A 14,278-nucleotide genomic window follows, 5' to 3' on the forward strand; every position below is an offset into this window, starting at 1 on the left:
ACCTGTTTCATTAGTGGCTTTTGGTTTAAAATAACAGCATAAATCATTTATAAAGCCACTTAATGTCTAATCAAGACCCCTTTTTAAGCCGCGAGCAAGACAAATACGACAACCCCGTCCCTAGTAGAGAATTTATTCTCACTCATTTACAAACACGTCAAAAACCAGCCTCATTTGATGAGCTATGTGCTGAATTACTCGTACTCGATGAAGAGCGAGTGATTGCACTGAAGCGTCGCTTAAGAGCGATGGAGCGTGATGGCCAGTTATTTTTCAATAAACAGAAATGTTATTGCATTATAGATAAAGCAGGCCTTGTTAAAGGTAAGGTTATCGGGCATCGAGATGGATTTGGCTTTTTAGCGCTAGATGAAGGGGGTAAAGATTGGTTTATTCCAAAGCATCAAATGGCAGGGCTACTTCATGGAGATAGGGTCTTAGCTAAGCCTGCTTCTCGAGGGAAAGGTGACAAGTGTGATGCGCGAATTGTTCGAGTGCTCGATGGTGAGCGTGCGCCGATTATTGGTCGTTACTTTGTTGAGCATGGTATGGCGGTTGTTGTGCCAGAAGATCCACGTATTAATCAAGATATTATTGTTCTACCAGGGAATGAAAATGGGGCTCGCCATAATCAAATGGTACAAATTGAGGTCACTCAACGCCCTAGCCAGCGCATGAATGCTGTTGGTCGAGTATTGGATGTCTTAGGTGAGCACCTCGCTCCAGGTATGGAGATTGAGGTTGCACTGCGTAATCACGATATACCTCACGTTTGGCCAGATGCAGTCACTGAGCAAGTCGCTCATTTAACTACGAATGTGCTTGATAAAGACAAAGAAGGGCGGGTTGATTTACGACAATTGCCGCTTGTTACGATTGATGGTGAAGATGCGCGAGATTTTGATGATGCGGTCTATTGTGAGCGAAAGAAAAGTGGAGGGTGGCGTTTATGGGTCGCTATTGCCGATGTCTCGCATTATGTGGGTAAAAATACGGCTCTTGACCAAGAGGCAATAAATCGAGGGAACTCAGTTTACTTTCCTGAACAAGTTATTCCTATGTTGCCAAAAGTGCTTTCAAATGGCTTGTGTTCACTTAACCCAAAAGTTGACCGTCTTTGTATGGTCGCTGAAATGACTGTATCTGATGCGGGGCGTTTGTCGGGTTATCGTTTTTACGAAGCTGTTATGAATTCTCATGCTCGTTTCACTTACACCCAAGTCGCTGCAATTTTGGCTGGCGAAACCGCAGAGTCAGAACATCAAGCTTTGGTGCCCCACTTACAAGATCTGTATCAAATGTATATGGCCTTAAAAGGTGCTCGCTTAGAGAGGGGGGCGATTGAGTTTGAGACCCTTGAAGCTAAGTTTATTTTTGATGCTCATCGAAAAATAGAAACGATAACGACTCTGCAGCGTAACGATGCACATAAACTCATCGAAGAGTGTATGATCCTTGCGAATGTTTCGGCTGCACGGTTATTGGAAAAACACGAGGCCAGTGCGTTATATCGTGTTCATGACGAACCAGATAGTGAAAAACTCACTCATTTTAGAGCTTTTTTAGGCGAACTAGGGATTGAAAACACCATTCCAGCAGAGCCTACACCAAAAGACATAACTGATAGTTTAAGCCGCTTAGGGCAACGTCCTGAAATTGAGTTAATTCAAACCATGCTTCTGCGTTCGATGAAACAAGCTGTGTATCAAGCTGATAACATAGGCCATTTTGGACTGTCTTTACCAGCGTATGCCCACTTTACTTCGCCGATTAGGCGTTATCCTGATTTAGTTGTTCACCGAGCAATAAAAGGGGTGATACACGCACAAGGACAGAAAACATCTGGCGAATATGTTTATACCCCTGATGAAGTGGATCAGCTGGGTGAGCAATGTTCAACAACTGAGCGCCGTGCAGATGATGCTACCAGAGAAGTCGCTGATTGGCTCAAATGTGAATTTATGCAAGACCGCGTCGGGCAGCATTTTACAGGGGTAGTTTCGTCAGTAACCAGTTTTGGTTTATTTGTTCGTTTAGATGATTTATTTATTGATGGTTTGGTTCACATCACGGCTTTAGGTAATGATTACTTCCATTTTGATGGTGCGCGTCATTGTTTGGTTGGCGAAAACACCAAACAAGTTTATCGCTTAGGTGATAAGATTTCAGTGACCGTCCTCTCTGTGAGCCTAGATGAGCGTCGTATCCACTTAGGGTTACAATCTGAACAAGCCAATGATCGTTATTCAAGACGCAGAAATAATAAGGCAATCGAAGAAAAAATTAGTGTTCGGCAGCAACTTAAGTCCGGTAAAATTCCGGGTAAAGAGAAATTAAAAGATAAAACAGGAACTGAGACTAAAAGTGGTCAATCAGCAACGAAAGCAGATGGAGCGGCTAAAAAGTCTAAATCTTCAACTAGGTCAGTCGTAAAAGTAGACGTTAAATCGCTGCAAGATGGGGCTAAAAAGAAGAAGAAAAAGAAAGTTGTGAAGCGTAAACGTCCAGGTAAGAATGCCCGGAAACGCAACGGCACAGGCCGTGATTTAGGAGCGAAATAATCAGTGAGTAATGAATTAATTTTTGGTTTCCATTCCGTGGAAGCTATTTTGGCCAAAGAACCAGAGCGTTTTATTGAAATCTACGCTTTGAAAGGGCGTGAAGATAAAAGATTAGCGCCAGTGCTCGAGTTAGCGCAGCAATTTGGTGTTTCTGTCCAATACATGCACCGTAAAACTTTAGATGAAAAAGCGCAAGGTGAGCAACACCAAGGTTTAATTGCCAAAGTGAAAGCAGGCAAAAGCTACAGCGAAAAAGATCTGGATGAGATTATTGCTCGCCATGAAATGCCATTTTTCTTGGTGCTCGACGGCGTGACTGATCCACATAATTTAGGGGCGTGTTTACGTAGCGCAGATGCGGCTGGAGTTCATGCGGTGATTGTTCCTAAAGATAATTCGGCCAAATTGAATGGTGTTGCAAGAAAAGTGGCTTGTGGTGCAGCAGAGACCGTTCCTTTAGTTCAGGTGACCAATTTAGCACGTACATTGCGTGAAGTTAAAGAAGCCGGAATATGGGTGATTGGGACGGCAGGTGAAACAGACACCCATGTATTTGACGCCAAATTGACAGGGCCAGTTGCATTAGTGATGGGGGCTGAAGGTACAGGCATGCGCCGTTTGACTCGTGAGCACTGTGATGAGTTAGTTAAAATTCCAATGGTTGGTACGGTCTCCAGTTTAAATGTATCGGTCGCAACAGGAATTTGTTTATTTGAGATTTTACGACAAAGAAAATCATAATTAAATCAATGCATTAAAAGGTGGCTTTAAGTCGCCTTTTTTGTTTTTAGTTTAACCTTGTTATTTTTTTATTTGTTTATTGCTTAATCATTAATGAAGACGTAAAATACGCGCTCTTTTCAGCCAAACAACTATCAGTTCCTTGCCTTAAACCGACCGGCTGAAACGGTAAAAGGCTAACTAACCGTAAGGAATACCCATGCGTCATTACGAAATCGTATTCATGGTTCATCCAGATCAAAGTGAGCAAGTACCAGGCATGATCGAGCGTTATACTGGTTCTATCACTGAAGCTGGTGGCACTATCCACCGTTTAGAAGACTGGGGTCGTCGTCAATTGGCATACCCAATCGATAAACTTCATAAAGCCCACTATGTTCTAATGAACGTTGAAGCTACATCTGAAGTAATCAACGAGCTTGAAACTTCTTTCCGTTATAACGATGCAGTACTACGTAACTTAGTTATGCGTACTAAAACGGCTGTAACTGAAGCATCTCCTCTTGTAAGAGAAGAGAAAAGAGAAGCTACTGAAGCTTAATCGTTTTGAGTACTTGTATGACTAATAACCAGCTTGTTTTATCTGGCACGGTGTGTAAAACACCTAAGTTTAGTCAAAGCCCAGCGGGCATTCCACACTGTATATTTGTGTTGGAACACCGTTCACAGCAAGTTGAAGCCGGATTAAACCGTAATAGTTATGTTCGGATGCAAGTTGTTGCTAGTGGCGAAGCAATACAAGAGGCTACTCAAGGCTTACAGATTGGGTCACAATTGACTGTGTTTGGTTTTTTAAATCGTCACGAAGGCCGAAATGGCTTAAGTCAGTTAGTTTTACATGCCCATCAAATAGAAAGAATTATTTTAGGAGATTTATCTCATGGCACGTTACTTCAGACGTCGTAAGTTCTGCCGCTTCAAAGCGGAAGGCGTACAACAAATTGATTATAAAGATCTAGCTACTCTTAGAAACTACGTTACAGAAAGTGGCAAAATCGTACCTAGCCGTATCACAGGTACTAGCGCTAAATACCAGCGTCAATTAGCAGCAGCAATCAAACGCGCTCGCTACTTAGCCCTTCTTCCATACACTGACTTACATAAGTAAGCAGCGGACTAACAGTTTTTAAAAGGTGTAGAGACATGCAAGTTATTCTACTAGACAAGATCGCTAACCTAGGTACTCTAGGTGATCAAGTTGCAGTAAAATCAGGTTACGCGCGTAACTTCCTTTTCCCTAAAGGTAAAGCCGTTCCTGCAACAGCTGCTAACATTGAATCATTCGACGCACGCCGTGCAGAACTTGAAGCGAAAATCGCTGAAGGTTTAACAGCAGCTCAAGCGCGCGCTGATAAACTAACTGCATTAGCTGAAGTTACTTTAGTATCTAAAGCTGGTGATGAAGGTAAGTTATTCGGTTCTATCGGTACTCGCGATATCGCTGATGCTATCTCAGCAGTTGGTATTGAAGTTGCTAAATCAGAAGTTCGTCTACCTAACGGTACTATCCGTGAATTAGGTGAATTTGAAGTAGCAATTCAATTACACGCAGAAGTAACTACAACGATTACTGTTGTTGTTATTGCTGAAGCTTAATCAATAATATTTATTGATTGGCTAAAAAAGCCGCGCTTTGCGCGGCTTTTTGTTTTGTAAACTTTACAGTTTCACAAATAATATACAGATTTCACTCATGCTATTCTAATACTGCAACATTTGGTTTCGTTTTTTTACCTTTATACGGTCCTAACGCTAGGAAAATTAAGTATATTCAAAAAAAATATGGCTGCTTAAAAAATGTTCTAATCTTGCTTCGCTAATTTCATTCTCCTGCTTTACTGCCTAATGCTTTTTTCGGTAATATCTACTTCACAAATGACACCGCTGTCATTTACATTTATTTACATAACTCAAGGTATTACATTGAAAGCATCGCGTTATAAATTTGGTTTTACATTAATAGAAATGATGATAGTAGTTAGCATTATTGGTATTTTAAGTGCCATTGCGCTGCCAGCTTATTCTGATCATGTCAAAAAAGCGCGTCGTGCCGATGCTCAGCAAATACTGCTGCAAAATGCGGCGTTATTAGAGCGTCAATATTCTCGTCAAGGTCAATACCCCGCATCATTCAGTGTAACCACTTTAGAGTTTTATCGATTTAGTTATAGCAAAAGTTCTGATAGCGCGTTTACCCTTAAAGCTGTACCGACAGGCGACCAAAGTTCGGATTCGTGCGGCAGTTTAACAATTAATCATCAAGGCGTTAAAACTCCAAGTACTTCAGGGTGTTGGAAATGATGAAGCAACGTAATGGATTTACCTTACTTGAGTTGATGGTAGTCGTCAGCATTATCGCTATTTTGGCTCTAGTGGCGTTACCTAATTTTTACCAACAAATAAAGCAAGACCGACTAGTAACCAATGCGAATCAATTACACAGTGTGTACAAGTATGCACGAGCTGAAGCAGTTAAACGCGAAAAACCAATTCAACTGAAAAAAAATGGTAATAAATGGCAAGTCAAAACCACGGTTGCCCCGATAGAAGTGTTGGCAGAGTTTAACTCGACCCACAGCAGTGTCTCAGTGTCTGGGTTACGTGATTTAACCATTTCACAGTATGGCAGTACGCTGGTTAGTTCATTAACCGTGACCGATGCAGACGCAACAACACAAGACTATTTGTTGTGCATCTATGTGAGCGGCCAAAGTATGTTAAGTAAGGGTACCGCATGCGCTTAAAATTAAATAAAACTCAGCAAGGGTTTAGCTTACTTGAAGTTGTTATAGCCATGCTGGTCGCCAGTACTGCGTTATTAGGGTTGGCCTCTGGTCAGGCTAAATCACTGCAGTTTGCTTCAAATAGTCTCGATTATACGGTTTCAATTATTCAGGCTAATAATGCTGTAGAGCGGGTATGGGCTAATTTGTGTGGCTTGCAGTATGGGGTAGTTGCATATGATGCGCCATTTGAGGCGAAGCTTGATCCTACACTGGCTCGTTATAACCTAACAGTGGCACCAGCAGCGCCAGCCGCATTTAGTAATAGCTTATCAATTACCGTCAGTTGGAGTGATGACAGAATGACTGATCAATTGGCGAATTCTGTGACACTCAGCCCTGAGTATCCAAATCTAAATGCGGGGTGCAGTTTATAATGCGCGCGATTCATCAAACTCAGCATGGCTACACATTGATAGAATTAATGGTTGCATTAGCTGCGAGTATGTTTTTATTAAGTGGTGTTTCGATGGCATTTGTCTCGATTAAAACCACTATCAGTAGCACTGAAGCCTTAGAAAACTCACAAGAGGTGATCCGTTCGACTGCGGATGTAATGACGCGGACTCTCAAGCAAACGCTATCTGCGCCAGTCGTTAGTACGACCGCCATTTTGAACGACACGCTGACTATTTCTCAACAGGCCAATACTATTAATTGTTTAGGCCAGTTGGCTGTGGCCGATTACACCGAAGTGTATCTCTTTGATGCACCTAATTTGAAATGCTCCATTGATGGGGGAGCCTCCCAAACCTTAATCACAGGTGTTGAAAGTCTCAGCTTTGCCTTAAGCGGTCAGTTAGTAACCACGACAGTCAAGCCAACTGGATTGCCTGACTATTTAGGTAATGGTCTTGCTATCGATACTTCTTTAACTGCTGATATTCTAAACTAAGGCCAATCCGATGAAACAAATGAAAAAACAACAAGGTTTTACTATCGTCGTGGTTTTACTGTTAAGTATGATGGCCAGTGTGGTGGTGATTAGCTCGCTGAAAGATACCACGATGCAAGAACGCTTGAGTGGTAATTTTGAAAAGCAAACCAATGCAAGGCTTGCGGCTGAATCAGGTTTATTTTCTACAAACGAATATCTTAATTCGCAATTAAATGCCTTACCAGCTTCAACGCTAGATGATTTAATTGCGAGTAAAGGGGTGGATGGAAAGTTTTCTTATGAAGCCATAAATATGCTTGAAGGCATGTTGGCAAATGTTGAACTTTCGAAAACTAGCGATGGTTTTTTAAGTGTTACCAGTGGGGGGAAGCGTTATGAAGGTGAAAAAAAAATCAGAGCTTTCTATGAGTTAGTTCCAAGTGCTGGTAACTCATTATACCCCGAAGCCATAATTGGATGTAAAGGTGCTTCGTACGGTGCTTCGGGTGGCTTGGAAAGCTATCATTCTCAGGATTCGACTTATAATGGTAACGACGCTAATGTAAAGACAATTATAGAGAATGCAGATATTAAATTAAAGGGCTCAGGTTCTGTAAAGGGGGATATCACGTCTACAGGTTCAATTGAGGTTGCATCAACCGCTGTTATTGAGGGCGATTTGTGGGCTAATTTTGATATCACTTTTATGGCTGGGGGATCAACGAGTAGCCGTATTGTCAATGGTAATGTATTGGCTTTACAAGATGTGATTATTAGTCAATCTACAGTAAATGGTTATATTCGAGCTAAAAATTTAATCGAGCTGCATGGCGGTGTAGTAATCAATAATAACAGCGCTTATGAAGATGTTCTCTATGGTGTTGGTAAATTAGGTACAACCTCGACTTATATTAATAACGGAATCACTAAGGTTTTATCAGAATCCTCCAAAAATACAAACTTAAAAATACCAAAGGTAGAGACACTGGATGAGCTTGGCAGACCTGTACCAACGTCAAAAGAATGTGACCCGTTACAAATTAATACTATGAATCCTTTATTTAATGACTCTGCAGACAGTCTGGTTTCTAAATGGGGGAATGTGGCTGTCTTTACAGAAAAAACTGCCAATTATGCTTACCAAAACGGAACAAACTCTGGCAGTTTGCCCATCAGAAATATCGATTCAAGTAATTTGAAAATCTTAAATTCGACATATGATGGTGTATATTTCTTCAATGATTTTTTGATTAATGGTGGTGATGTAAAATTTATTTCTAGCGACGGTACCAATAAAAAAATAGCTGTACTTGTGGCTGGTAATTTTAATTTAAAGGCTTTGCAAAGTCAGGCGTTCATTAGTAAAAATGTGAGCTTGTCTTTTTATGTTCAAGGTCGCATTGAAATTCGAGATTCTGCAACGGTTGAAGAACCAATAATTAGTTTTCCAAATGAAAAACTGTATGCATTGAACTTTTTTTCTGCTAACAACCAGATGAAAATAGCACCAAAAGATACTTCCTGTGCAAGTGGTACTGGGGAGCCTAGTAATTATGGTGTTTATATTTCTTCTGCAGCTGAAATTAATGCCACTATTTATGCCCCAGATACGAATGTTCATGTTGGAGGCTCAGGGGTATTTTCTGGCTCAATGCGCGGTGGCACAGTGCAAAACTGTGGGACAGGAACAACTCGGTTTGATGTCGCTTTACGAAATATTGGAGGTGGAGTGGCTGGCAACTCCTCCCCTAAATTAGTTTTCAAAGGTTGGCGATATCATGCCGAATCGGAGGAAGAAGAAGCCTCTTCAAAATAAATAATACAAACGGCGCATCATGCGCCGTTTGTATTTCTAGGCATGCAAAATAACTCTGCTGTAATCTGTGATGAGTTAACACGTTTTATCTGCTTGGGTGATTGATAAACATTTACTGTGAGTTCTGTGAAAACGACATTCTAAATATCTCTCTTGTGATTTAAACCTTTTCAATTACCCTTAGCGTCTAATAGAGTATTACAAAATAAAATTAAACTGGGATACGGATGTTGATTGATGCAAAACAGCGTTTTGCCAATGACTTAGATGACACCTCAGATGAAGAGCGATTGATTATACAAACTCAGCAAGGTTGCCAAACTGCTTTTGCGGGCTTGTATCAATTACATGTTAAAAGAGTCTATGGCTTATGCCTACGTTTAACCGCCAATGAAGCTTTTGCACAAGAAGCGGCGCAAGAGGTGTTTGTACAGCTCTGGCAAAAAATTAATAGTTTTGATGGTAAGGCCAAGTTTTCTACTTGGTTACATAGTGTCACAGCAAATGTGGCGATCAGTTATATGCGTAAACAAACCAGTTGGTTGCAAAAAGTGGTGAGTTTTGAAACCGAAGGTATGCCAGAGCAAGCTATTGAGCAATGCCATGGTATTGAAGGGTTGGATAAACTCATTGTGCGTTTACCAGAGCGTGCGCGTTTAGTATTTGTATTGCACGCTGTCGAAGGTTATCGCCATGAAGAAATTGGTAACATGCTAAATATGGCCGTGGGATCAAGTAAGTCACAGTACCATCGCGCAAGGCAATTATTACAGGAGTGGTATCAAAATGAGCAAAAATAATCAGTCGAATGACAAAAACTTTGATGCATTTTTAACTCAGTCATTACGAGAGCTGAATCATGATATCACGCCACAGGCCGATTTATGGCGGGGAATCGAGCGGGCAATTGATGGGCAAGAACAACAAACTGCAGCGATGACTGCCAAGCATTCAAAAGTGAAATATTTAGCCATGGCTGCCAGTGTTTGTGCGTTTGCTTTATTGGTGAATGTTTCGCTTAACACCAATACACAAATTGACCCCATTGTTGCTATGAGCAATTTATACGAAGCAGAAAAATCCGCTTTATTAGTGCAGTACCAAATGCAACCGGCATTAACAGAAGATTGGCAGGTGCAACTGGCTGAATTAGAAAGTGCCGAAGCGGCGATTAAACTAGCACTGGAGAATGATTCAAAAAATCCAACGTTGTTGCGTATGTTATCGCAAGTCTATCAGCAGCAATTAGATTTAATTAACCGTGTCCACAAACCAAGCTTACAACATATTTAAGAGGGATTGAGATGAATAAATTAATAAATACGTTGGCATTACTGGCGTTGTTTCCATTGACACTACTTGCTGGTGAATCAATCAATCAATCGCGGGTTATCCAAAGTGATGCCAAAATAAAAATATCCAGCCCAAGTGGTTTCAGCGAAATAAAAACTTGGGATAAAAATGCGTTTTTAGTCGAAGGTGAATTAGATGATGAAGCATTAAGTTATGAACTTAATGCTGATAATGATGAGGTGAACTTTGAGGTAAAAATGCCAAGGCGCACCAGTGGTAATAACCGAGACGGTTCTCAGTTGAGATTTTTTGTGCCTCAGAATAGCCAAGTCTATTTTGAAGGTGTTAATACAGAAGTCATGATATCGGATGTGCAAGGTGGCAGCGACATTGAAACAGTAAATGGCGGGATAGAAGCAAATAACTTAAGTGGCGATATTCGCCTTAATACAGTCAATGGGCAGATTAAAGGTGAAAAGCTGAATGGCGATATCCGCTACAGTGCGGTCAATGGTAACATTGACGACCATGATTCGAAGGGGACCTTGCGCTTTGAAGCCGTTAATGGTGACTTAACAACTCGTACTGAAGCATCATCATTACGTGCTGAGAGTGTGAATGGCGAGATTAATTTTAAGTTAGCCAATACTCAACGAGTTCAGATCAACACAGTGAACGGGACTGCGAATATCGAGGTCGGTGCTTTACAACCTGATGCGCAAATAGAGATCGAAACAGTCAGTGGCAGTGTCACTCTCAGTTTGCCAGAATCGCTTTCGGCTAAAATAGAAGTGCAAACACATGCAGGAGGAAAAATTAGTAATAACCTCACGAGTGATACCGTAAAAAAAGCTAAATATGGACCTTCGAGCACCCTGAAATTTGATATGGGCACCGCTCAAGCTGATATAGAAGTCGACACCATCAGTGGCCATGTTCGTTTGAAAAAAACTAAGTAAGCAAGATTAAATTCACATCATCACCTTGTAGCATAGGCTGCAAGGTGAAATCTTTTTCTAATTAGTGTTTCCACACCTGTATAGAGCCGATAGAATAGAGCCATTGTTCGTGTAATTAGAAACCTCATGGCTAAACCAGATAAACAAGTCGATACCATTAAAATGGCTCCTCATTCAATTGAAGCGGAGCAGTCTGTTTTAGGCGGTCTGATGCTCGATAACGAAGCATGGGATCGTGTTGCGGAACGTGTTGTTGCACAAGATTTTTACACTCGTACCCATCGTTTCATTTTTGAAGCAATGGAAAAGTTGGCCGAGCAAGGGCAACCAATCGATTTAATAACCATTTCTGAAACCCTCGAAAAAAATAATCAGCTCGACAGTATTGGTGGGTTTTCATACTTAGGTGAAATTGCAAAAAATACTCCAAGTGCTGCCAATATCAATGCGTACGCAGAAATTGTGCGTGAACGAGCCGTGGTTAGAGAAATGATTTCTGTAGCCAATGAAATTGCCGAAGCAGGTTTTAATCCAGAAGGACGAGCGAGTCATGAGCTACTGGATTTAGCCGAGAGTAAAGTGTTTAAAATTGCCGAAAAGCGAACTAAAAGCTCTGAAGGCCCACAAAATATTCATACTATCTTAGAAAAAACCATCGATAAGATTGAAGAACTCTATCAATCACCACAAGATGGTATTACCGGAGTGAGCTCAGGTTATTCTGATTTAGATAAAATGACCGCTGGGATGCAACCGTCTGATTTGATAATTGTCGCTGCCCGCCCATCAATGGGTAAAACCACTTTTGCGATGAACTTGGCAGAGCATGCCGCGATGACACAAGACAAGCCTGTAGTGATCTTCTCGTTAGAGATGCCTTCAGAACAAATCATGATGCGTATGCTTGCATCCCTTGGCCGAATTAATCAAACCAAAGTCAGAACAGGTCAACTGGATGATGATGATTGGGCGCGATTATCGTCGACCATGGGGTTATTGATAGAAAAGGGTAAAATGTTTGTTGATGACTCATCAGGACTGACCCCAACGGAACTACGTTCGCGAGCGCGTCGTATTGCCCGCGATAATGGTGGCATCAGTATGATCATGGTCGATTACTTACAGCTTATGCGTGTTCCAAGTCTTTCGGATAATCGAACCTTAGAGATAGCTGAAATATCTCGGTCTCTCAAAGCATTGGCTAAAGAATTAGAGTGCCCTGTGATAGCGCTTTCGCAGCTAAACCGTACGCTTGAGCAACGTGCAGACAAACGCCCTATAAACTCAGACTTACGAGAATCAGGCTCTATTGAGCAGGATGCCGATTTAATCATGTTTATCTACCGTGATGAAGTTTATAACGAAGACAGTATGGATAAAGGGGTCGCCGAAATTATTATTGGTAAACAACGTAATGGCCCAATTGGTAAAGTACGTTTGACGTTCCAAGGCCAGTTTTCTCGTTTTGATAACTACACGGGGCCAGCTGTTGATGATGAGTATTAAATAATGCGTTTGGCGACCGCCGAAATAAATTTCAGTGCGCTTGAGCACAACTTTAATCAAGTTAAAAAATTTGCAACTCATAGCCAAATCATGGCTGTTTTAAAAGCTAATGCCTATGGCCATGGTTTAGTGCCCATTGCCAAGCGTTTAGATCAAGCCGATGCATTTGCAGTGGCACGAATAGACGAAGCGCTTGCATTACGCGCAGGTGGTCTGGTTAAACCAATTGTTTTACTTGAAGGTTTTTTTGAACCACAAGATTTACCGATTTTACTAGCGAATAATTTTCAAACCATTGTTCATGATTGCTCCCAGTTGGCTGCTCTTGAGGCGAATGATCTTGATGGTCAGCTCATTACGTGGCTTAAAGTGGATACCGGAATGCACCGCTTAGGTGTGACACCAGAAGAATTTGATGCGACTTATCAGGCTTTATTAGCGTGCAAAAATGTTCACCCTGCAATTCGTCTGATGACGCATTTTGCCTGCGCTGATGATTTAAACGATCAGAAAACTCAGCAACAGTTGAAATTATTCAATCAATTAGTGGCAGGGAAAAACCAGCAGCATTGTTTAGCTAACTCGGCCGCTATTGTCGGTTGGCCTGACACTCATGGCGAATGGGTCCGCCCAGGGTTGATGATGTACGGGGTATCACCGATGCAAAATTGTATTGGTGCTGACCATCAATTACAGCCAGTCATGCGTTTGAAAACCAGAGTGATATCAATACGCCAAATAAAAAAAGGTGATGCGATTGGTTATGGCTCAACATGGCAAAGCCCAAGAGATACAAAGGTAGGGGTGATAGCTATTGGTTATGGTGATGGTTATCCGCGCCATGCACCAACGGGCACGCCCATAATTGTTAATGGTGAAAAGGTTCCGTTAGTGGGTCGAGTGTCGATGGATATGATTACGGTCGATTTAGGGCCAATTACTGATACGAAAATTGGCGACGAGGCGATTTTATGGGGGCCAGAATTACCTGTCGAGGTCGTGGCTCAGCACGCAGGAACAATTCCTTACGAGTTGCTGTGTAATATTACGCCAAGAGTCGACTATTTATATAAAGAATAAAATAGATTTAATGCTTTATATTCTTTATATAACCAATCTGGATCTCGCTATTTAAGCCTTCGATTTTCTGCGCCCGGTTAAATGAATCATCGCTAGAAATTGTTTGATATTTATGCTTTATTAAACAATAAGGTGAAATGGGCTGAGGTAAGAATGGAGCATTTAAAAACAATCATTTATGTTGATGATGTAGAAGAAACCCTCGACTTTTATTATCAAGCATTTGGTATTGTTGCGTTGGTGCTAGATGAGTCAGGTCAGTATGGGGAGCTAGATACTGGCGGCGTGAAACTCGGCTTCGCAGCCCACCCTTTAGCACAATCGCACTTTAAACAGAGTTATATTCGTTCACAACCTAAGCAACCCGCATTGGGATTTGAAATCGTATTCCAAAGTGACAACGTCATCTCCGCTTATGATAAAGCCATTCAAGCTGGAGCAGAGCCGTTGGCTCCGCCTGTAGAAAAACCGTGGGGGCAAACAGTTGCCTACGTACGTTCAATAGAAGGCACACTCATTGCTATTAGCAGTGATGAGTAGTTAACCGATTCTCTGAGTAAACAACTTCCACAGGTAAGGTTAAGCAGCATGTTTACTCAGAAGTTTGACTCACCTATTTAATCGCAGTGGTGGATGAGAAGTTGATCAAAAAGAGACGTTAA

The 14,278-nt window shown here is 41.5% G+C and carries 17 protein-coding genes; all 17 read left to right on the forward strand.

All coding sequences use genetic code 11. The features are described from left to right. Nucleotides 1–62: 62 nt before the first annotated feature. The gene (rnr, locus tag AC3KVK_RS02815) at nt 63–2,561 is read left to right on the forward strand and encodes a ribonuclease R (protein ID WP_490310694.1); all 2,499 of its coding nucleotides are present in this window, start codon (nt 63–65) and stop codon (nt 2,559–2,561) included. 3 nt (nt 2,562–2,564) lie between these two features. Then, complete coding sequence (rlmB, locus tag AC3KVK_RS02820; protein ID WP_490310695.1) at nt 2,565–3,302, forward strand: 23S rRNA (guanosine(2251)-2'-O)-methyltransferase RlmB; 738 nt, start codon at nt 2,565–2,567, stop codon at nt 3,300–3,302. Between the two features lie 199 nt (nt 3,303–3,501). Further along, nucleotides 3,502–3,843, forward strand: coding sequence for a 30S ribosomal protein S6 (rpsF, locus tag AC3KVK_RS02825; protein ID WP_086744266.1), 342 nt, complete (start codon nt 3,502–3,504; stop codon nt 3,841–3,843). A 17-nt stretch (nt 3,844–3,860) separates the two neighbouring features. Further along, nucleotides 3,861–4,208 carry a primosomal replication protein N gene (gene priB / locus AC3KVK_RS02830; protein ID WP_490310696.1) on the forward strand — a complete coding sequence of 116 codons (348 nt, stop codon included), beginning with the start codon at nt 3,861–3,863 and terminating at the stop codon, nt 4,206–4,208. Beyond that, nucleotides 4,183–4,410: a 30S ribosomal protein S18 gene (gene rpsR, locus AC3KVK_RS02835; protein WP_086744268.1), complete on the forward strand. Its 228-nt coding sequence runs from the start codon at nt 4,183–4,185 to the stop codon at nt 4,408–4,410. Before priB ends, rpsR begins: the two co-directional genes overlap by 26 nt. Before the next feature lie 35 nt (nt 4,411–4,445). Further along, the gene (gene rplI / locus AC3KVK_RS02840; protein WP_086744269.1) at nt 4,446–4,898 is read left to right on the forward strand and encodes a 50S ribosomal protein L9; all 453 of its coding nucleotides are present in this window, start codon (nt 4,446–4,448) and stop codon (nt 4,896–4,898) included. A 279-nt stretch (nt 4,899–5,177) separates the two neighbouring features. Continuing rightward, on the forward strand, nt 5,178–5,603 hold the full coding sequence (locus AC3KVK_RS02845; RefSeq protein ID WP_490310697.1) for a type IV pilin protein: 426 nt from the start codon (nt 5,178–5,180) through the stop codon (nt 5,601–5,603). Continuing rightward, nucleotides 5,600–6,046, forward strand: coding sequence for a pilus assembly FimT family protein (locus AC3KVK_RS02850; RefSeq protein ID WP_490310698.1), 447 nt, complete (start codon nt 5,600–5,602; stop codon nt 6,044–6,046). Before AC3KVK_RS02845 ends, AC3KVK_RS02850 begins: the two co-directional genes overlap by 4 nt. Further along, the gene (locus AC3KVK_RS02855) at nt 6,037–6,462 is read left to right on the forward strand and encodes a type IV pilus modification PilV family protein (RefSeq protein WP_490310699.1); all 426 of its coding nucleotides are present in this window, start codon (nt 6,037–6,039) and stop codon (nt 6,460–6,462) included. The genes AC3KVK_RS02850 and AC3KVK_RS02855 overlap by 10 nt, the downstream gene beginning before the upstream one ends. Further along, nucleotides 6,462–6,980, forward strand: coding sequence for a PilW family protein (locus AC3KVK_RS02860; RefSeq protein ID WP_490310700.1), 519 nt, complete (start codon nt 6,462–6,464; stop codon nt 6,978–6,980). The genes AC3KVK_RS02855 and AC3KVK_RS02860 overlap by 1 nt, the downstream gene beginning before the upstream one ends. Before the next feature lie 10 nt (nt 6,981–6,990). Further along, a complete protein-coding gene (locus AC3KVK_RS02865; protein ID WP_490310701.1) occupies nt 6,991–8,778 on the forward strand; it encodes a DUF7305 domain-containing protein in 1,788 nt (595 codons plus the stop codon). Between the two features lie 227 nt (nt 8,779–9,005). After that, nucleotides 9,006–9,578 carry an RNA polymerase sigma factor gene (locus AC3KVK_RS02870; protein WP_490310702.1) on the forward strand — a complete coding sequence of 191 codons (573 nt, stop codon included), beginning with the start codon at nt 9,006–9,008 and terminating at the stop codon, nt 9,576–9,578. After that, on the forward strand, nt 9,565–10,071 hold the full coding sequence (locus AC3KVK_RS02875; RefSeq protein ID WP_490310703.1) for a hypothetical protein: 507 nt from the start codon (nt 9,565–9,567) through the stop codon (nt 10,069–10,071). The genes AC3KVK_RS02870 and AC3KVK_RS02875 overlap by 14 nt, the downstream gene beginning before the upstream one ends. A gap of 11 nt (nt 10,072–10,082) precedes the next feature. Next, nucleotides 10,083–11,030, forward strand: coding sequence for a DUF4097 family beta strand repeat-containing protein (locus tag AC3KVK_RS02880; protein WP_490310704.1), 948 nt, complete (start codon nt 10,083–10,085; stop codon nt 11,028–11,030). 126 nt (nt 11,031–11,156) lie between these two features. After that, a complete protein-coding gene (gene dnaB, locus AC3KVK_RS02885) occupies nt 11,157–12,536 on the forward strand; it encodes a replicative DNA helicase (RefSeq protein WP_490310705.1) in 1,380 nt (459 codons plus the stop codon). A 3-nt stretch (nt 12,537–12,539) separates the two neighbouring features. Then, the gene (gene alr / locus AC3KVK_RS02890; protein ID WP_490310706.1) at nt 12,540–13,616 is read left to right on the forward strand and encodes an alanine racemase; all 1,077 of its coding nucleotides are present in this window, start codon (nt 12,540–12,542) and stop codon (nt 13,614–13,616) included. A gap of 153 nt (nt 13,617–13,769) precedes the next feature. After that, nucleotides 13,770–14,156: a VOC family protein gene (locus AC3KVK_RS02895; RefSeq protein ID WP_490310707.1), complete on the forward strand. Its 387-nt coding sequence runs from the start codon at nt 13,770–13,772 to the stop codon at nt 14,154–14,156. The last annotated feature ends 122 nt before the right edge of the window (nt 14,157–14,278 follow it).

This window comes from Pseudoalteromonas sp. J2K-J979, from assembly GCF_058169715.2.